This is a genomic window from Achromobacter aegrifaciens (assembly GCF_902859735.1).
Lineage (GTDB): Bacteria > Pseudomonadota > Gammaproteobacteria > Burkholderiales > Burkholderiaceae_B > Achromobacter > Achromobacter aegrifaciens.
In genome coordinates this window covers 753,226-770,024 of record NZ_CADIJY010000002.1, presented here as the reverse complement: position 1 = coordinate 770,024, position 16,799 = coordinate 753,226, and the positions used below count along the sequence as shown (strand labels likewise).

Sequence of the window (16,799 nt, the reverse complement as noted above, 5' to 3'; positions counted from 1 at the left end):
GCGTTTCTACTCCTGTTGTGGGCGGGTAGCGGATGGCTCCCGCGAGGGTGTCGTGGACGCCGGCGCGGAAGCGCGGTCCGGTTTGCCAAAAAGAAAGGCGGTGGCGCGATTGGTCCAGCCGAGCCAGTGGGCGGCCAGGGCCATGATTGCCAGGTCGACGATGGGCAGGGTGCCCACGTTCAGCCAGCGCTGCGCAAGCAGCACGATGTACAGCACGATGAGCGAGGACAGGACGATGGCGGCCGCCTTGCGCAGCAGCAGCAACGCCGCGACGCAGAGCTTGGACGTCAACCAGCGCGCCAGCCACAGGCGCGCGGCGCGGTCGCGCAGCAGGGCTGACAGGCGCCCGGCCTTGGCCTTCCAGCCGTCGCCGGCTTGCGCGGCCGGCGGCAGCGGCAGGGCGGGTGCATCGGCAAAAAGCCGCCATTCGGCGGGCGGGGCCAGCAGCCGGCCGCCCAAGCGCGTATTACCGCGCAGCCATTGCGCCAGCCAATGCAGGAAATGGGCCAGCATGACGACCGGGATGCCCAGCAGCCACAGAACATTGGGCGGCCAGATTTCCCATTCGAGGGCGCGCTTGTAGTCGTCCTGGTAGGTCAGCAGATTGTCCAGGGCCATGGCGTGCATGAACACGCCGGGGATGGCGTCATGCACGGGCGACAGCACGGTGTCGTTGAAGCCGCTGAGCGCGGCGCCGATCATGACGTAGCGCCCCGTGAGCATGTCGGCCAGGCGGGCGCCGTCGGCTTCTGGCGCGCGCAGTTCGGACAGGGTCAGCGCGCGCGTGTACGGGCAGATGGGCTGGGCGGCGTCCGGGTCGCCCAGCAGGCTGCGGACGTAGGACGGCAGCATTTCCATGTAGCCGCCGCGGGCCTGCCGGCATTCCATGCTGAAGCGGCGCTGGTCCAGGTTGTCGACGCCCCAGGTCAAGGCCATGGCTTCGTGCGTGCGCGTGATGGCCACCCCCGCCGCGTCCTGGGCGATGGCCAGCGCCGCGCTGCGCGCGTGCTCGCCCGACCAGAGGGGATAGCTCCATACCAGCCGGTCCACCTTGCTGGGGGTGTAGCGCACGTCGACCATGGTGAAGCATGGCTTCTCGCCCGCGGGCGCTTCCAGGCCCGAACGCAGGCTCAGGTTGCCCTGCGCATCGGGCAGCGCGGCCAGGAACACCGGGATGTTGGCGTCGCGCAGCTCGCACAGGGCGGCGGCCAGCTCGGGCAGGGTCGGATCGTCGCGCTCGCGCCCGAAGGTGATGTCCAGGAAGATGGCCTTGGGCTTGTGGATCAGGCCGATGTTGCGCAGCCAGCGCGCATGCGTCCTGTAAGGCACCGGCCAGGCGCCTTTCTGCTGGTCCAGGGAGTCGTCGTCGATCAGGACGACCGTGGTGTCGTTGCGGTGCGCGATGTCGTAGTGGCCGCCGACCAGCCGGGCCTGGAGCCGCGCCGCCGCATAGGTGAGCAGGTCGGAACTGGGGGTGAGCCGGGGCGTCGCCCACAACATCACGATCGCGACGATGGCCGCCACGATCAGCGACCGGCCATAGGAAAGCTCGACTTTCTCGGAGGAGTGGTTGGCGTCTGCCACGTAGCGGGGGAGGTGGGTTGCAACCGCCTGACCGGCCTGGCGGCCATAGGCGCTGAGTTGCCCGCAATAGTACCCCAATTAATACAAATGTTTACGTTGTGACATCAAATGCCATGCAGCATTTCCAGATGCTTCAGCAGGTAGCTTGCCCGGCCTGGATGCGATTCACGGATGCTTGGTACACTATCGGGTTTCTCCGCATGCGTCCCCGGACGCCCAAAGACTCAAACATACCGTGATCTCCACCGCCAATCTCACCATCCAGTTCGGTCCCAAACCCCTTTTCGAGAACGTCAGCGTCAAGTTCGGGGAAGGCAACCGCTACGGGCTGATCGGGGCCAATGGTTCCGGCAAGTCGACCTTCATGAAGATCATCGGCGGCGACCTGGAACCCTCGGCGGGCAACGTGTCGCTGGAGCCGGGCGTGCGCCTGGGCAAGCTGCGCCAGGATCAGTTCGCGTTTGAAGACCTGCGCGTGCTGGACGTCGTCATGATGGGCCACACCGAGATGTGGGCCGCCATGTCCGAGCGCGACGCCATCTACGCCAATCCGGAAGCGACCGAAGACGACTACATGCGCGCGGCCGACCTGGAAGCCAAGTTCGCCGAGTACGACGGCTACACCGCCGAAGCCCGCGCCGGCGAACTGCTGCTGGGCCTGGAAATCGCCGTCGACCAGCACAACCTGCCGATGCGCGAAGTGGCGCCGGGCTGGAAGCTGCGCGTGCTGCTGGCGCAGGCCCTGTTCTCGAATCCGGACGTGCTGCTGCTGGACGAACCGACCAACAACCTGGACATCAACACCATCCGTTGGCTGGAAAACGTGCTCAACAGCTACCAGAGCACGATGATCATCATCAGCCACGACCGCCACTTCCTGAACCAGGTGTGCACGCACATGGCCGACGTGGATTACGGCGAGATCCGCATTTATCCGGGCAACTACGACGACTACATGCTGGCCTCGACCCAGGCCCGCGAGCGCCTGGTGGCCAACAACGCCAAGGCCAAGGAACGCGTGGCCGAACTGCAGGACTTCGTGCGCCGCTTCGCCGCCAACAAGTCCAAGTCGCGCCAGGCCACCTCGCGCCTGAAGCAGATCGACCGCATCAAGGCCGACCAGGTCGTGGTCAAGCCCTCGTCGCGCCAGAACCCGTACATCCGCTTCGAGCAGAACAAGGTCATGCACCGCCTGGCGGTCACCGTCGAAAACCTGTCCAAGGCCTACGACGCGCCCGTCATCCGCAAGTTCTCGGCCATGGTCGACGCCGGCGAAAAGATCGCCATCATCGGCGCCAACGGCGTCGGCAAGACGACCCTGCTGCGCCTGCTGGCCACCGATCTGCAGCCCGATTCGGGCGAAGTGAAGTGGTCCGAAAACGCCGACTTGGGCTACATGGCCCAGGACGTGTCCGACCAGTTCCTGCAGACCGACATCAACCTGCTGGACTGGATGGGCGACCATCGCCAACCGGGCGACGACGACCAGTCGATCCGTTCGGTGCTGGGCCGCCTGCTGTTCTCGGCGGACGACCTGCCCAAGGCGCCCAAGGTGCTGTCCGGCGGCGAAAAGAACCGCATGACCTTCGGCCGCCTGATGCTGGGCCGGCACAACGTCATGCTGCTCGACGAGCCCACCAACCACCTGGACATGGAATCGATCGAATCGCTGCAGTTCGCGCTGGAAAAGTACGAAGGCACGCTGGTGTTCGTGTCCCACGACCGCGAGTTCGTGTCCGGCCTGGCCACGCGCGTGATCGAGATCCTGCCCACGGGCGAGATCGTCGACTACCGCGGCGGCTACGACGACTACCTGACCTCGCGCGGCATCGACGGCTGAGGCCGCCGCGGGCCGCCGCCAGAAGCATCTGGCCGCGGCCCTGGATTTTCCCTACATGCCTATGGTCATGCCGCCATTGGCATAGAGGTGCTGTCCCGTCATGTACGAGGCGGCATCCGACAGCAGGAAGCACACCGGCCATGCCACCTCTCCAGGCTGGCCGAAGCGGCCCAGCGGGATCTGCGACAGATAGGTGTCGCGGAACTTGTCCCCCCGTATGGTCTCCGTCATGGGCGTTTCCACCACGCCGAAGCCGATGGTGTTGACGCGTATCCCGTATTTGCCCCATTCGCGCGCGGCGCTCATCGTCAGGCCCAGCACGCCGGACTTTGCCGCGGCGTAGTTGATCTGGCCTATGGTGCCGCGGCGACCCGCGTCCGAGGTGATGTTGACGATGGAGCCGCCGGGCTTGCCAGTCTCGCGCGCCCCAGCCAGCATGTGGCGGCCGACGGCCTGCAGGAACTGGAAGGATCCGGTCAGGTGCACGTCGATCACCTTTTGCCAAGCTTCCTGGGTCATTTTTTCTATCATGGCGGTGCGGGTGATGCCCGCGTTGTTCACCAGGCCGTCCACCGCGCCGTAGCGCTGCGCCGCGCGCTCGACCGCCGCGGCCGCGAATGCCGGGTCCGACACGTCGCCGGCCAGGGTCAGCAACTGATCCTTGGGCGCCTCGCGCTCGAACGCGGCGAGGGCGTCGGCGTTCATGTCGACGGCGGTCACGCGCGCGCCTAATTGCATGGCCAGTTCGCTGATGGCGCGGCCTATGCCCTGGGCGGCGCCCGTCACGATGATGCTGCGCTGGTCTAGCAGAAAAGCTGTGCGGTTCATGGTTTTCCTTGTCGGGTTCAGAGGGTTTCGGCCGTGCCGAGGATCAGGGTGGCCTGGCTGGACAGCTCGCCGCCGTTGCCGTGAGCCAGCGCCAGGCTGGCGCCGGGCACCTGGCGCGCGCCGCCCAGGCCGGCCAGCTGCACGTAGGCTTCAACCATGGTGAACAGGCCGTACATGCCGGGATGCACGCAGGACAGGCCGCCGCCGTTGGTGTTGACGGGCAGCTCGCCGCCGGGCGCGATGCGGCCGTTTTCCACGAACGCCGCGCCTTCGCCCTTGGCGCAGAAGCCCAGGTCCTCCAGGAACAGGATCGGGTTGATGGTGAAGGCGTCGTACAGCTCCAGCACGTCGATGTCCCGCGGCCGCACGCCGGCCTGGGCAAAGGCGCGCGCGCCGCTGCGCGCGGCCGCCGTCACCGTCAGGTCCGGCATATTGGTGATTTCGCGGTGGTCCGTGGCGGCGGCCGCACCCAACAGATAGGCGGGCCGGGCGCAGTGGTCGCGGGCCCGGTCGGCGCGGGTCATCACCACGGCGGCGGCGCCGTCGGTGACCAGGCAGCAGTCGCGCACGCTCAGGGGCTCGGCCACCATGCGGGCCGACAGGTACTGCGCCATGTCCAGAGGTTCGCGCATGTAGGCTTCAGGATTGAGCATGGCCCATTGGCGGGCGGCGATGGCCACCGCGCCCAGCTGTTCGCGCTTCAGGCCGTACTGGTGGGCGTAGCGCGAAGCCGCCAGCGCATAGGCGCCCACCGGACGCGCCAGGCGGTAGGGCGCTTCGTTGGGGGCGGGGCGCATGGAGCTCACCAGTTTGCCCGCGCCGCTGCGCTGATTGCTGCCGTAGGCGATCAGCGCCACGTCGCATTGCCCCGCTTCCAAGGCCAGCGCGGCCCACATGGCGTGCGTCAGAAAGGAGGACCCGCCGGTGCGGTTGTTCTCCGTCAGGCGAGGCGAGATGCCCAGGTATTCGGCAAAGCCCAGGCCGGACATGAAGTCATCGGGCAGACCGATGAAAAGGCCGTCGACCTGATCCGGGCGCAGCCCTGCCTGGTCCAGGGCCGCAAGACTGGCCTGGACGGCGAGGTCCATCGAGCTCAGCCCCGGGGTCTGGCCGATACCGTAGGTGGCTGCGGCGACGATGGCGGCCTTGCCGCGCGGGAAACGGTCTTGGGTCATGCTTGCTCCGCCACAGGTTCAAACACCAGCACGCCGCATCCGGCCTCCTGGACAACGCGGGCGCGCACCCGGGCGCCGATGCGCACGTCCTGCGCGGGGATGCCGTCCACCCGTGACATCAGCCGCGGCCCTTCGTCCAGATCGACCAGCACCACGCCGTAGGGCGTTTCGGGCGGCCGGGGGTGGATGACGGTGGCGGCGTAGATCCGCCCCAGTCCGCTGGGTGCGGCCCATTCCACGTCGCGCGAACCGCTGCGCGGCGCGGCTACGCGCGGATAGAAGAAGAATTCGCCGCTGGCGCGGTCGCGCTGCAGCATGAAACGGCCTTCGTTCAGATAGGCCTCGTAGCGGGCCTGCGGACCCGGTTCGGCGGTTTGGGTTTGCGTAGGCATGTCGTTCAATCCCATTTGTATGCGGGGGGCAGCTTTTCCACGAAGCGCCGAGCGGCTTCGCGGTGGAAGGCGCTGTCGCGGCAGATGGCCTGGGCCATGGCTTCCTGCGCGTAGATGTCTTCGCGGCTGGATTCGAAGGTCCGGTTCATGATGGTCTTGGCCAGGCCCAGCGCCTGCGTCGGGGCGTTGTGAAATCGTTCGGCCATGGCCAGCGCCTGTTCCAGCGGATCGCCGTCGCAGAGCGCCTGCACCAGCCTAAGATCGAGCGCTTCTTCGGCGTCGCAGACCCGGGCCGTGAACACCAGTTCCTTGGCGCGCGCCAGCCCGACGGCGCGCGGCAGCAGATACATGCCCAGCATATCGGGCACGTAACCGATGCGGGCGAACACCGCGCAGAAGGTGGCGCCGCGCCGCGCGATGGCGTAGTCCGCGCACAGCGCCAGCGACAGGCCGGCGCCGAAAGCCACGCCTTCCACCGCGCTGATGACGGGTTTCTCCAGATCCACCAGCGCGTCGTACCACTGGTGGATCTTGCGGATGCGCGCGCGCCCCTCGAAGGCGTCCAGGCCCTGGGCATGCGCCTGCGCGATGGACTTGATGTCGCCGCCGGCGCAGAAATGCCCGCCCGAACCCGTCAGGACGACGGCCTTGATGCCGTCATCCTCGCGCAGTTCCGGGAGGGCGCGCGCGAACGCCTCGCGCATCTCCAGGCTGAGCGCATTGCGCTGGTCGGGGCGGTCCATGGCCAGCACGGCGGTGGCGCCGTGGCGGGTGATCTTCAGTGTCATGTCTGCTCCTTGCCTGCGTGATAGGCGATCTGCGTGAGCCAGCGCGCAACCAGCGCCGGTCTTTCCTCGCCGTCGATATCGATGCGAACGTCCCACGCCAGGCGCGCCTGGCCATCCGGCAGCTCGTCCACGCCAGTCAGTGCAAACGCGCCGCGGATGCGCGCGCCGGCCTTGACCGCCTGGGTGAAGCGCACGCGGTCAAAGCCGTAGTTCACCGCCAGCCTGCGGTTCGGAAAGCGCATCGCCGACGCATAGAGGCTGGGCAGCAGCGAGAGCGTCAGCAAGCCGTGGGCGATGGCCGCGCCGTAGGGCGATTCGGCCTGCGCGCGCTGCGGGTCCATGTGGATCCACTGCGTGTCGCCGGTGGCCAGGCCGAAGCGGTTGATGGTGTCCTGGTCGACCGTCTGCCAGGGAGTCAGCGCGGGAGGCTGTCCGGAAAAGGCGCGCAGCGCCTCGATGGAGTCCAAGGTGATCATGGGGGGCTCTTTTCACTGGGCCTTCAGGCCCAGGTCGCGGGCGACCGGCAGCCAGCGGTCGCGCTCGGCCTGCACGAAGGCGGCGAACACCTGGGCGTCGCCCGGCATGGCCACCGCGCCGATACTGGTGAGCTTGCGCTGCAGTTCCGGCTGCGCGAGCGCCTGGTTGACGCCGCGGTTCATCTGATCGACGACGGCGGTCTGCGTGCCGGCGGGCGCCACCAGGCCGAACCAGGCGCTAGCGTCGATGCCGGGATAGCCGAGCTCGGCGGCGGTGGGTACGTCGGGCAGGCCGGCGAAGCGCTTGTCGTCGAGCACGGCGAAGGGGCGGATCTTGCCGGACTGCGCCTGCGTCATGCTGGAGGGCAGGGCGTCGAACATCATGTCGGTGCTGCTGCCCATCAGGCCGACGATGGCGGGGGCGCTGCCCTGGTAGGGTACGTGCGTGACCTGGAAGCCCAGCTTGCTGACGGCGTATTCGCCGGCAAGATAGGTGATGTTCCCGGTGCCGGCCGAGCCCATGGTCAGCTTGCCGGGAGATTGCTTGCCCAGGGCGATCAAGGCCTTGACGTCGCGCGCCGGCAGGTCATGGCGCACCACAAGCAAGAGCGGCGACTTGGCCATGCCCGAGACCGGGACGAAGTCCTTGGACGGGTCGTAGGTCATCTTTGCGTAGAGCGCCTGGTTCACCACCAGCGGGGCATTGGAGCCGACGAAGAAAGTCTTGCCGTCGGGCTTGGCGCGGGCGACGTAGTCGGCGGCGATCATGCCGGCGGCGCCGGGCTTGTTCTCGACGATGATGGTCGCGCCGCCGCCCTTGCTCATTTCCTGCGCCACCAGGCGCGCGATCTGGTCGGCGGCGCCGCCGGGCGGGTAGGGCACGATGAAGCGGACGGGCGCGTCCTGAGCCGACGCGGGGGCGGCCGCTAGGGCCGCCAGGGTCAGGGCGCTGCAGACTGCGGCGGTGATGATGCGCATGGTGGTGTCTCCTGGGTTGTTGTCATGGCCGCCTGCCCGGCGGTTGGGGTCAGATGATTCCGCGGCCTTTCAGCTGCGCGATGCGGGCTTCGTCCAGGCCCAGCCGCTCGCGCAGCACGGCGTCGGTGTGCTGGCCCAGCGCCGGCGCGGCGCGGTCGTAGCGCATGGGGGTGTCGCGCATGCGGATGGGGTTGGCCACGGCCGGCGTGTCCACGCCCGAGACATGGGGCAGCGACAGCTGCATGCCGCGATGGCGCACGTGCGGGTCCTGGAATACCTGTTCGATGTTGTAGATGGGCCCGCAGGGCACGTTGACCGCTTGCAGTATCTGCACCCATTCCTGCATGGTGCGCGCCAGCATCGCCTCGGCGATCGGCGGTATCAGCGTGTCGCGGTTCCGATTGCGCCCGCCGGCCGTGGCGTAGCGTTCGTCGGCGGCCAGGTCGGCGCGGCCGATGGCGCCGCAGAAGGCGCGGTATTGGCCGTCATTGCCGACGGCGACGATGACCGAGCCTTCCTTGCAGGCGAATACCTGGTACGGAACCATGTTGGAATGGGCATTGCCCATGCGCTGCGGCACCCGCCCGGACAGGAAGTAGTTGATGGCCTGGTAGGACGAGATCGTGATCACGCAGTCCAGCAGCGACATGTCGATGTACTGCCCCACGCCGCTGACGCGGCGGTGTTCGACTGCGGCCAATATGGCCGTGCTGGCGTAGACGCCGGTCAGCAGGTCCGTGATCGCGATACCGGATTTCATCGGCTCGCCGGCGGGGTCGCCGGTGATGCTCATCAGTCCGCCCATGCCCTGGAACACGAAGTCGTAGCCCGGCAGCGGCGCGTAGGGTCCGTCCTGGCCGAAGCCGGTGATCGAGCAATAGACCAGGCGCGGATTGATGGCGCGCAGGCTGTCGTAGTCCAGTCCATAACGCGCCAGCGTGCCGACCTTGTAGTTCTCGACCAGCACGTCGGAGTCCTTCGCCAGTTCCGCAATCAGAGCCTGGCCTTCCGCCGTGGCGATGTCCACGGTAATTGACCGCTTGCCGCGGTTGGCGCTCAGGAAGTAGGACGAGTCCCGGGTCTCAGCGCCGTCGGCGCGGGTCAGGAAAGGCGGCCCCCAGCCGCGCGTGTCGTCGCCGTGTCCAGGGCGCTCTACCTTGATGACGTCAGCGCCCATGTCGGCCAGCGTCTGCGTCGCCCATGGGCCGGCCAGCACGCGCGTCAGGTCCAGGATCTTGAGGTGGGAAAGCGCGCCGCGCGGCTGCGCGGCGGCGGTGTTGTCTCGCTCCATGTCGCTCCGATCGGGGTGGGCCCCGTTATGTCTGGGGTCCACCTTAATGACGGAGGTAGCGAGGGTCCAATATCGTTTTACGCGTTATCGATTCGAATTGAGTATTGCCGGCGGGATGGGGCCGCCGTTCGATGTCCGTAACCAGCCCGGGCAGAACGCTGTTGATGCGTTCTTTATTACGAAAAGAAGTTAAGACATTCAATATTGATAGTTTGGATTCATATAACGAATTGTTAGATTGGAGGCTCATTTTTGGCCCGCCACGATACGTTCCATGAATCTCACCTTCGATCATGTCCACAAGCACTTCGGCGAACTGCCAGTGGTGGACGGCTTTAGCAGCGAAATCAAGACCGGTGAACTGGTTGCCCTGGTGGGCCCCTCGGGTTGCGGCAAGTCCACCTTGCTGCATCTGGCGGCCGGCCTGGAAAAGCCCACCGAAGGCAGCGTGCTGGCCGACGGCAAGGCGGTTGCCGGCCCCCATCCCAGCCGTACCCTGGTGTTCCAGGAACACGCGCTGTACCCCTGGCTGACGCTGGAGGACAACGTGGCGCTGGCGCTGGAATTCCAGAACACGCCCAAGCCCCGCGCCCGTGAAGCCGCGCGCCAGTGGCTGGCGCGCGTCAGCCTGGCCGGCTTCGAACACTATTACCCCCATCAGGTGTCCGGCGGCATGCGCCAACGCGCCGCGCTGGCGCGCGCCTTCATCGCCCAGCCGCAGACCATGCTGATGGACGAGCCTTTCGGCGCGCTGGACGCGCTGACCCGGCTGAGCCTGCAGGACGTCCTGCGCCAGCTCATCGCCCAGGAAAAGCCCACCGTGCTGCTGGTGACGCACGACGTGGACGAGGCCTTGTTCCTGGCCGACCGCATCATCGTCTTCAGCCCGCGCCCGGCGCGCGTGCTGCGCGAGTTCAACCTCGCGCACCGCGAAAAGACCCATGACCTGTCCGGCCTGGCGGCCGAGAAGCGCGAGATCCTGCGCCTGCTCGGCATCGTGGTGGACGGTTCGGGCGAGCACGCGGACCTGGCCCTGGCAGCCTGACCCCCGGATCTGGATTCTTGCTGGCGGCGCGTGCGCGTCGGCCGGCCCTGCATACCTTGGAGCACTTCCCATGAAACTGAAGCAATGGCTGTCCCTGCCGCTGGCCGCGGCGCTGCTGGCGGCAGCCCCCGCGATGGCGGCCGAGAAATTCCGCGTGGGCTATCTGCGCGTGATGGACGATGCGCAAGCCATCGTCGCGCAAGAGGGCGGCTACTACAAAAAGGCCGGCCTGGATTCCGAACTGATCGAGTTCAAGTCGGGCACCGACCTGATCAAGGCCATCGTCGGCGGCCAGCTGGACATCGGCGTGCTGGGCTTTACCAACGCGGTGGCCTGGGCCTCCAAGGGCGCGGACCTGAAGGTGGTGGGCGGTGCGCAGCAGGGCTACCACTCGCTGATCGTGCGCGAAGACTCCGGCATCAAGGACATCGCCGGGCTGAAGGGCAAGACCCTGGCCTCCCAGGCCGAAGGCAGCACTGCCGACGTGGTGCTGAAGGGCGTGGTGCTCAAGCAGGGCAACCTGGCTGCGGACGACGTCAACGTCATGGGCGTAAGCCCGGCCGTGGCGGTCCAGTCGCTGGTGGGCAAGCGCGTGGACGCGGCCTTCCTGTTCGAACCCTACGATCGCATCGCGCAACTGGTGGCGCCGGTCAAGCAGATCTATGAAGTGGGCCAGGCCTGGCCGTTCCCGTGCATGGTGGTGATCACCTCCGGCGAGACGCTGGCCAAGCGCAAGGACGACGTCTGGAAGGCGCTGGATGCGCAGAACCAGGCCATCCAGCTGCTGCAGAAGGAACCCGCGCAGGCTTCCAAGCTGATCGCGTCCTACTTCATCGCCGAACCCACGCTCAAGACCCTGACCCGTGGCGAACTGCCGCGCGAGACCGTCATCGCCGAAGCCATCGGCACGCAGGTCTTCACGCCCAAGCTGACCGACAAGGACACCCGCCGCATGCAGGAAATCGCCGACATCCTGCAAGCCCAGGGTTCGCTGAAAACGCGCGACGGCAAGCCGTATGACGTCTCCAGCATCGTCGACCTGTCCTGGCAAGAGGCTCGCAAGCTTTGAGCGCATCTACCCGAGTCACCGGCGCCCGCAAGCATTTCGCGGGCGTTCTGGGCGTGTTGTTCATCCTGGCCTTGTGGCAACTGGCGGCGTTCGCGCTGCCGGACTTCCTGATGCCGGGCGTGCCGGCCGTGGTCGAGCGCCTGGTCGAAGACCTGAGCAAGCAGTCCTTCCACCAGAGCCTCCTGGGCACGCTGGGGCGGCTGGGCGCGGGCTACGGCCTGGCGCTGGCGGCCGGCATCGGCTTCGGCCTGGTGGCGGCTGTGCTGTTCTTCTTCCGCGAAGTGCTGCGCAGCGCCATCGTCATCCTGCAGTCGATTCCGTCGATCGCCTGGGTGCCGCTGTTCCTCATCGTGATGGGCTTCGGCAATACGCCCATCATCGTCGTTGTGGCATTGTCGGCTTTCTTCCCGGCCGCGCTCAGCGTGATGAACGCGACTGAGTCCGTGCAGCGCGTGCATGTATCGGCGGCGCGCGTCATGGGCGCCACGCGCTGGGGACTGGTCAAGCGGGTCTACCTGCCGGCCGTGATGCCCGAGCTCATCACCGGCGCGCAGCTCGCCTTCGGCAATGCCTGGCGCGCGCTGATCTCGGCGGAAATGCTGATCGGCTTCGGCAAGGGGCTGGGCCGTTCGCTGGCCTATTCGGGCGAAATCGCCGACATGACCGGCGTCATGACCAACATCCTGGTCATTGCCGTGCTGGCCGCGCTGATCGACCAGTTCGTGCTTGAAAACCTCAAGCACCGCCTGCTGCGCTACCAGTACGTCTGAGGGCGACAGGAGTCCCGCATGATTGGCCGCATCCGTCTGTTTGTCCTCGGCGCCTGCCTGGTTGCATCGGGCTTCGCGCAGGCGCAGCCCGACGCCTTCGCGGCGGCGCGGGCGCGCGGCGAGCTGGTGGTGGGCGTGCCTTACCTGGCGCCGCCGCCCGCGGCCGGCGCCAAGATCCGCACGCCGGACGGCCTGGACGCCGCAATGACCGATAGATTGGCGCAAAGCCTGGGACTGCCGGTGCGCCTGGTGCAATTGCCGCAGGAACAGGCCGCTGCCGCGCTGGCGGCGGGGCGGGTCGACCTGGTCCTGGCCGACGGCGCGTCGGCCCAGCCGGACGCGGTCGCGACGCAAGCCACAGGCTATGCCGCCCGACCCAAGGCCGTGATCCGCAGCGACACCAGCCTGCGCCGGCCCGCCGACGTGCGCGGCCGCAGCGTCTGCATGGCGGAGGCCGCAAGCGCTTCCCGCGCCCTGGCCGAAAGCTGGGGCGCGGTGGTGCGCACCTACCGCGTGCCGTCCGATGCGCTGGTCGCCGTGCGCGAGGGCAGCTGCGATATCGGCCTGGTCGACGACGCGGTCTGGGAGCCGCTGGTGCGCTTCCCGGAATGGAAGAAGTTCTCCTCGACGCTGGCGGCCGATGGCGCGCGGCGTGAACGCGTGTGGCTGCTGCCGGCCTCCGACTCCGCCAGCCGCAACTGGCTGAGCCAGGAAATGCGCTCCTGGGACCGAGCGGGCGCCTGGAAGGCCATGACCGCGAAGTGGGCCCGCGACGTGGCCTTCGATGTCTATCTCGACCAGGAAGTGCCCGACTGCCACGGCTAGGGACTGGCGGCACATACAATGCCGGTCATGACGCACACGCTGACCGCCCCTTGCACCTACCAGGAAGACATCAAGAAAAGCCGCTTTGTCGCGTATGCGGCGCCCGTGTCCGGCGTGGACGAAGCCATGCGCTTCTTTGCCGAACATAGCGACGCCGAAGCGACCCACAACTGCTGGGCCTACCGCATCGGCCAGGAATACCGCTTCAATGACGACGGCGAGCCGGGAGGCACGGCCGGCCGTCCCATCCTGCAAGCCATCGAAGGCCAGGACATGGATCGCGTGGCGGTGCTGGTAGTGCGCTGGTACGGGGGCATCAAGCTCGGCGCAGGCGGACTGGTGCGCGCCTACGGGGGCTGCGCGGCCAACTGCCTGCGGCTGGGGGAGCGGACCGAGATCGTGGATCTTGCAACCGTCGCCTGCGCTTGCGGTTTCGGCGAACTGGCGTTGCTGAAGTCGCGCCTGGCTCAGGCAGGCGCGGCCATCCTGCAGGAAGACTTCAACGAGGAAGGGGTGGCGCTACGGTTCACGGTGCCGCGCGCAGCGGTGGCGGACCTGGAAGTGACCGCCGCCAACATCACGCGCGGGCGTGCGGCCTGGGAAGTCGAGTCCTGATCCCAGGGGCGCACGGCCCGCGCAGCGTTCAGGCGTCCTGCCCGTTCTGGGCTGCTGCGATTTCCTGATGGACCTTTTCCATGTCCACTTCCTTGATCTTGGCGAGCAGCTCATTGAGCTGGCCGCCCGACAAGGCGCCCGGTTGCGAGAACAGCAAGACCTTCTCGCGGAACACCATCAGGGTCGGGATGGAACGGATGCCCAGCGCGCCGGCCAGTTCCTGTTCCACGTCGGTATTGACCTTGGCGAAGGTGACGTCGGGATGCTCGGTGGCGGCCTGTTCGAATACCGGCGCGAAACCGCGGCAGGGGCCGCACCAGGGCGCCCAGAAATCGACGATCAGCGTACCGTCGGGGGTAATGGCTTCCTGGAAGCTGTCTTTGGTGAGTTCAACAATACTCATTTTGAATCCTTGCCGGCGAGCGGCGTAAAAAGCGGTGTCAGAGGCCCGGGGTATGCCCGTCCCGGACCCGATGGGGCGTTGCGGCGGCGTTCAGTGCTTTAAGAACGATAGTAGAGCGGGTAATGGCCGCGTCGCAATGGTTGGCGCCTGAGGCGCGGGCTGCGGCCCTCAGGCCGCGGTGCTTGCCGGGGCGCCGCTTTTCAACGACGCGACGATCTCGAAGGAACGCAGGCGGTCGGCGATATCGTAGAAATCCGAGACGATCATGACTTCGTCGGCCTCGGTCTCGGCCACCAGCGCTTCCAGTTCGCGCCGGACGGTATCCGGGCCGCCCACGATGGCCGCGCCCAGTCTTTGATGGACCGCCTCGCGCTCCCATTCGTTCCACAGGCCGTCCATGCTGTCCACGGGCGGTTGCAGCTGCAGGCGGTTGCCGCGCACCAGCGACAGGAATTTCAGCTGCTGGGTGGTGGCCTGGCGCCTGGCGGCTTCATCGGTTTCGGCGGCCACGACCGGCACGCCTATCATGGCGTAGGGCCGCGCCAGCGTTGCCGACGGCTTGAACAAATGGCGGTACAGGCGCATGGCCGCCATGCCTTCGGGCGAAAAATGTCCCGCGAAGGAGAAGGGCAGGCCCAGCTCCGCGGCAAGCCGCGCGCTGAAATCGCTGGACCCCAGCAGCCAGATCGGAATGTCCAGGCCTTCGCCGGGAATGGCGCGCACGGGCTGGCCAGGGCGCGAAGGCGCGAGGAAACCGCGCAATTCTTCCACCAGCGCCGGGAACTCCAATCCGCTGCGCGGACCGCGGCGCAATGCGTGTTGCGTGGCGCCGTCGCTACCGGGCGCGCGGCCCAGGCCCAGGTCGATACGGCCAGGGTAAAGCGTTTCCAGCGTGCCGAACTGCTCGGCGATGATCAGCGGCGCGTGGTTGGGCAGCATGACGCCGCCCGAGCCCACGCGCAGGGTGCTGGTGTGCGAGGCGACGTGGCCGATCAGTACGGCGGTGGCGCTGCTGGCCACGCCGTTGATGTTGTGGTGTTCCGCCAGCCAGAAGCGCTTGTAGCCCAGGCGTTCCACGTGCTGCGCCACCGCAACCGTGTTGCGGAAGGCGTCAGCCGCGTCGCGGCCTTGCACTATCGGGGCCAGGTCCAGTACGGAGAAAGGGATGCGGGCCAGGCTGCTCATGCGGAAACCTCCGTATGCACGGTGGGACAGGACAGCGGGGCGGAAACAAAGCGGGTAAGGCGCAAGGCGGACTCCATATGCCGTTATACATGGGGAGTGTATCGGTGAAATCAAGCGGACCCGCCAGCAACCATATGGCGCGGCGGGTTGATTGATTTCCGCTATTGCCGCGATTGGCCCGCCTTGCGAGCGGCCTTGGGGCTTGCGCCTAGCCGGGGAAGAATGCGTAGCGGATCACGAACAGCGCCGCGACCAGCCAGGTGGCGGGATGCACGTCGCGGACCTTGCCGGTGGCCGTCTTCAGCACGACGTAGCTGATGAAGCCGAAGGCGATGCCATTGGCGATCGAGTACGTGAACGGCATGACCAGGGCGGTCAGCGCGGCCGGCGTGGCCTCGCAGACGTCGTTCCAGTCGATGTCGATCAGTTCGCGCATCATCAGGCCGGCCACGTAGAGCAGGGCGGGCGCGGTGGCGTAGGCCGGCACGGCGCCGGCCAGCGGCGAAATGAACAGCGCGGCCAGGAACAGCACCGCGACGACCAGGGCCGTCATGCCGGTACGGCCGCCAGCCTGCACGCCGGAGGCGCTTTCCACATAGGCGGTGGTGCTGCTGGTGCCCAGCATCGAGCCGGCCACGATGGCGCTGCTGTCGGCGAAGAGCGCGCGGCCCAGGCGGTTGGGGCGGTTCTCGGGCATCAGGCCCGCGCGCTTGGCCACGCCCACCAGCGTGCCGGTGGCGTCGAACACTTCAACCAGCACGAACACCAGGATCACGTGCACGAAGCCGCTGTGCAGCGCGCCCAGGATGTCCAGCTTCATCAGCGTGGGGGCCAGGCTGGGCGGGGCGGCGAAGATGCCCTTGAATTCGTTGTAGCCCAGCGCCATCGACAGCACCGTGACCACCAGGATGCCGATCAGGATCGCGCCGCGCACGCGCAGCGCATCCAGCGCGGCGATGATGAAAAAGCCCAGGATGGCGAACAGCGGACCGGGCTGGGTCAGGTCGCCCAGGGTGACCTTGGTGGCGGGATGCGCAACCACGATGTTGGCGCTGGATAGCGCGATAATGGCAAGGAACAGCCCGATGCCGGCGGCGATGGCGCTGCGCAGCGAATGCGGAATGCCCTTGACCAGCCAGACCCGGATGCCCGAGAACGTCAGGAACAGGAAGATCACGCCCGAGATGAACACGGCGCCCAGCGCCTGCTCCCAGGTGTAGCCCATGGTCTTGACCACGGTGAATGCGAAGAAGGCGTTCAGGCCCATGCCCGGCGCCATGCCGATCGGCCAGTTGGCGATCAGCGCCATCACCAGCGAGCCCAGCGCGGCGGCCAGGCAGGTGGCGACGAACACGGCATCGCGGTCCATGCCCGTCGACGACAGGATGTCCGGATTGACGAAGATGATGTACGACATCGTCAGGAATGTCGTCAGGCCGGCGACCAGTTCCGTACGCGCTGTCGTGCCGTGTTCACGCAGCTTGAATAGCTTCTCGAGCATTCGAGTCCCCAATGTGTTTGCAGGATTGCGGGTT

Annotated in this window: 17 protein-coding genes; 6 read left to right on the top strand and 11 right to left on the bottom strand. The window is 67.2% G+C overall.

Annotated features, from left to right (window positions below; genetic code table 11):
* Positions 1-6: 6 nt before the first annotated feature.
* Positions 7-1,584 (bottom strand): CHASE2 domain-containing protein, encoded by a 1,578-nt coding sequence (locus tag HV766_RS09495; RefSeq protein WP_054453945.1) that lies wholly within the window; start codon positions 1,582-1,584, stop codon positions 7-9.
* Positions 1,585-1,819: 235 nt separating this feature from the next.
* Between HV766_RS09495 and HV766_RS09490 the strand changes: the two genes are divergently transcribed.
* On the top strand, positions 1,820-3,424 hold the full coding sequence (locus tag HV766_RS09490; RefSeq protein WP_119449656.1) for an ABC-F family ATPase: 1,605 nt from the start codon (positions 1,820-1,822) through the stop codon (positions 3,422-3,424).
* 51 nt (positions 3,425-3,475) lie between these two features.
* On the opposite strand, the gene HV766_RS09485 is transcribed toward HV766_RS09490, so the two are convergent.
* From HV766_RS09485 to HV766_RS09455, 7 genes are read right to left on the bottom strand one after another with little or no spacing between them, the layout of a single operon-like run.
* The gene (locus HV766_RS09485) at positions 3,476-4,252 is read right to left on the bottom strand and encodes an SDR family NAD(P)-dependent oxidoreductase (RefSeq protein WP_119449657.1); all 777 of its coding nucleotides are present in this window, start codon (positions 4,250-4,252) and stop codon (positions 3,476-3,478) included.
* 17 nt (positions 4,253-4,269) lie between these two features.
* Positions 4,270-5,427 carry a thiolase family protein gene (locus tag HV766_RS09480; RefSeq protein WP_054453947.1) on the bottom strand — a complete coding sequence of 386 codons (1,158 nt, stop codon included), beginning with the start codon at positions 5,425-5,427 and terminating at the stop codon, positions 4,270-4,272.
* On the bottom strand, positions 5,424-5,819 hold the full coding sequence (locus HV766_RS09475; RefSeq protein WP_054454816.1) for a Zn-ribbon domain-containing OB-fold protein: 396 nt from the start codon (positions 5,817-5,819) through the stop codon (positions 5,424-5,426). Before HV766_RS09475 ends, HV766_RS09480 begins: the two co-directional genes overlap by 4 nt.
* A gap of 5 nt (positions 5,820-5,824) precedes the next feature.
* The gene (locus HV766_RS09470) at positions 5,825-6,607 is read right to left on the bottom strand and encodes an enoyl-CoA hydratase/isomerase family protein (RefSeq protein ID WP_175181024.1); all 783 of its coding nucleotides are present in this window, start codon (positions 6,605-6,607) and stop codon (positions 5,825-5,827) included.
* The gene (locus HV766_RS09465; protein WP_175181023.1) at positions 6,604-7,083 is read right to left on the bottom strand and encodes a MaoC family dehydratase; all 480 of its coding nucleotides are present in this window, start codon (positions 7,081-7,083) and stop codon (positions 6,604-6,606) included. The genes HV766_RS09470 and HV766_RS09465 overlap by 4 nt, the downstream gene beginning before the upstream one ends.
* Positions 7,084-7,095: 12 nt before the next feature.
* Positions 7,096-8,061, bottom strand: coding sequence for a Bug family tripartite tricarboxylate transporter substrate binding protein (locus tag HV766_RS09460; RefSeq protein ID WP_054453953.1), 966 nt, complete (start codon positions 8,059-8,061; stop codon positions 7,096-7,098).
* 49 nt (positions 8,062-8,110) lie between these two features.
* A complete protein-coding gene (locus HV766_RS09455) occupies positions 8,111-9,352 on the bottom strand; it encodes a CaiB/BaiF CoA transferase family protein (RefSeq protein WP_175181022.1) in 1,242 nt (413 codons plus the stop codon).
* Between the two features lie 274 nt (positions 9,353-9,626).
* On the opposite strand from HV766_RS09455, the gene HV766_RS09450 reads away from it, so the two are divergent.
* From HV766_RS09450 to HV766_RS09430, 5 genes are all read left to right on the top strand, one after another.
* Complete coding sequence (locus HV766_RS09450; protein WP_175181021.1) at positions 9,627-10,397, top strand: ABC transporter ATP-binding protein; 771 nt, start codon at positions 9,627-9,629, stop codon at positions 10,395-10,397.
* Between the two features lie 70 nt (positions 10,398-10,467).
* A complete protein-coding gene (locus tag HV766_RS09445; protein ID WP_054453961.1) occupies positions 10,468-11,466 on the top strand; it encodes an ABC transporter substrate-binding protein in 999 nt (332 codons plus the stop codon).
* Entirely contained in the window at positions 11,463-12,236 is a 774-nt protein-coding gene (locus HV766_RS09440; protein ID WP_119449661.1) for an ABC transporter permease, read from the top strand. Before HV766_RS09445 ends, HV766_RS09440 begins: the two co-directional genes overlap by 4 nt.
* Positions 12,237-12,254: 18 nt before the next feature.
* Positions 12,255-13,061 carry a transporter substrate-binding domain-containing protein gene (locus HV766_RS09435; RefSeq protein ID WP_119449662.1) on the top strand — a complete coding sequence of 269 codons (807 nt, stop codon included), beginning with the start codon at positions 12,255-12,257 and terminating at the stop codon, positions 13,059-13,061.
* Between the two features lie 27 nt (positions 13,062-13,088).
* Positions 13,089-13,676 carry an IMPACT family protein gene (locus HV766_RS09430; RefSeq protein WP_054454822.1) on the top strand — a complete coding sequence of 196 codons (588 nt, stop codon included), beginning with the start codon at positions 13,089-13,091 and terminating at the stop codon, positions 13,674-13,676.
* A gap of 28 nt (positions 13,677-13,704) precedes the next feature.
* On the opposite strand, the gene HV766_RS09425 is transcribed toward HV766_RS09430, so the two are convergent.
* From HV766_RS09425 to HV766_RS09415, 3 genes are all read right to left on the bottom strand, one after another.
* Positions 13,705-14,079 (bottom strand): thioredoxin family protein, encoded by a 375-nt coding sequence (locus HV766_RS09425; protein WP_013394055.1) that lies wholly within the window; start codon positions 14,077-14,079, stop codon positions 13,705-13,707.
* A gap of 168 nt (positions 14,080-14,247) precedes the next feature.
* Complete coding sequence (locus HV766_RS09420) at positions 14,248-15,264, bottom strand: LLM class flavin-dependent oxidoreductase (protein ID WP_175181020.1); 1,017 nt, start codon at positions 15,262-15,264, stop codon at positions 14,248-14,250.
* Positions 15,265-15,472: 208 nt separating this feature from the next.
* Positions 15,473-16,765, bottom strand: a complete 1,293-nt coding sequence (locus tag HV766_RS09415) for an NCS2 family permease (RefSeq protein WP_119449664.1) — start codon at positions 16,763-16,765, stop codon at positions 15,473-15,475.
* Positions 16,766-16,799 lie beyond the last annotated feature (34 nt).

What these genes read in the sequence shown, in the direction of transcription:
- HV766_RS09485 (WP_119449657.1), bottom strand. Translation starts at nt 4,252, where the DNA reads ATGAACCGCACAGCTTTTCTGCTAGACCAGCGCAGCATCATCGTGACG.
- HV766_RS09480 (WP_054453947.1), bottom strand. Translation starts at nt 5,427, where the DNA reads ATGACCCAAGACCGTTTCCCGCGCGGCAAGGCCGCCATCGTCGCCGCA.
- HV766_RS09475 (WP_054454816.1), bottom strand. Translation starts at nt 5,819, where the DNA reads ATGCCTACGCAAACCCAAACCGCCGAACCGGGTCCGCAGGCCCGCTAC.
- HV766_RS09470 (WP_175181024.1), bottom strand. Translation starts at nt 6,607, where the DNA reads ATGACACTGAAGATCACCCGCCACGGCGCCACCGCCGTGCTGGCCATG.
- HV766_RS09465 (WP_175181023.1), bottom strand. Translation starts at nt 7,083, where the DNA reads ATGATCACCTTGGACTCCATCGAGGCGCTGCGCGCCTTTTCCGGACAG.
- HV766_RS09460 (WP_054453953.1), bottom strand. Translation starts at nt 8,061, where the DNA reads ATGCGCATCATCACCGCCGCAGTCTGCAGCGCCCTGACCCTGGCGGCC.
- HV766_RS09455 (WP_175181022.1), bottom strand. Translation starts at nt 9,352, where the DNA reads ATGGAGCGAGACAACACCGCCGCCGCGCAGCCGCGCGGCGCGCTTTCC.
- HV766_RS09450 (WP_175181021.1), top strand. Translation starts at nt 9,627, where the DNA reads ATGAATCTCACCTTCGATCATGTCCACAAGCACTTCGGCGAACTGCCA.
- HV766_RS09445 (WP_054453961.1), top strand. Translation starts at nt 10,468, where the DNA reads ATGAAACTGAAGCAATGGCTGTCCCTGCCGCTGGCCGCGGCGCTGCTG.
- HV766_RS09435 (WP_119449662.1), top strand. Translation starts at nt 12,255, where the DNA reads ATGATTGGCCGCATCCGTCTGTTTGTCCTCGGCGCCTGCCTGGTTGCA.
- HV766_RS09430 (WP_054454822.1), top strand. Translation starts at nt 13,089, where the DNA reads ATGACGCACACGCTGACCGCCCCTTGCACCTACCAGGAAGACATCAAG.
- HV766_RS09425 (WP_013394055.1), bottom strand. Translation starts at nt 14,079, where the DNA reads ATGAGTATTGTTGAACTCACCAAAGACAGCTTCCAGGAAGCCATTACC.
- HV766_RS09420 (WP_175181020.1), bottom strand. Translation starts at nt 15,264, where the DNA reads ATGAGCAGCCTGGCCCGCATCCCTTTCTCCGTACTGGACCTGGCCCCG.
- HV766_RS09415 (WP_119449664.1), bottom strand. Translation starts at nt 16,765, where the DNA reads ATGCTCGAGAAGCTATTCAAGCTGCGTGAACACGGCACGACAGCGCGT.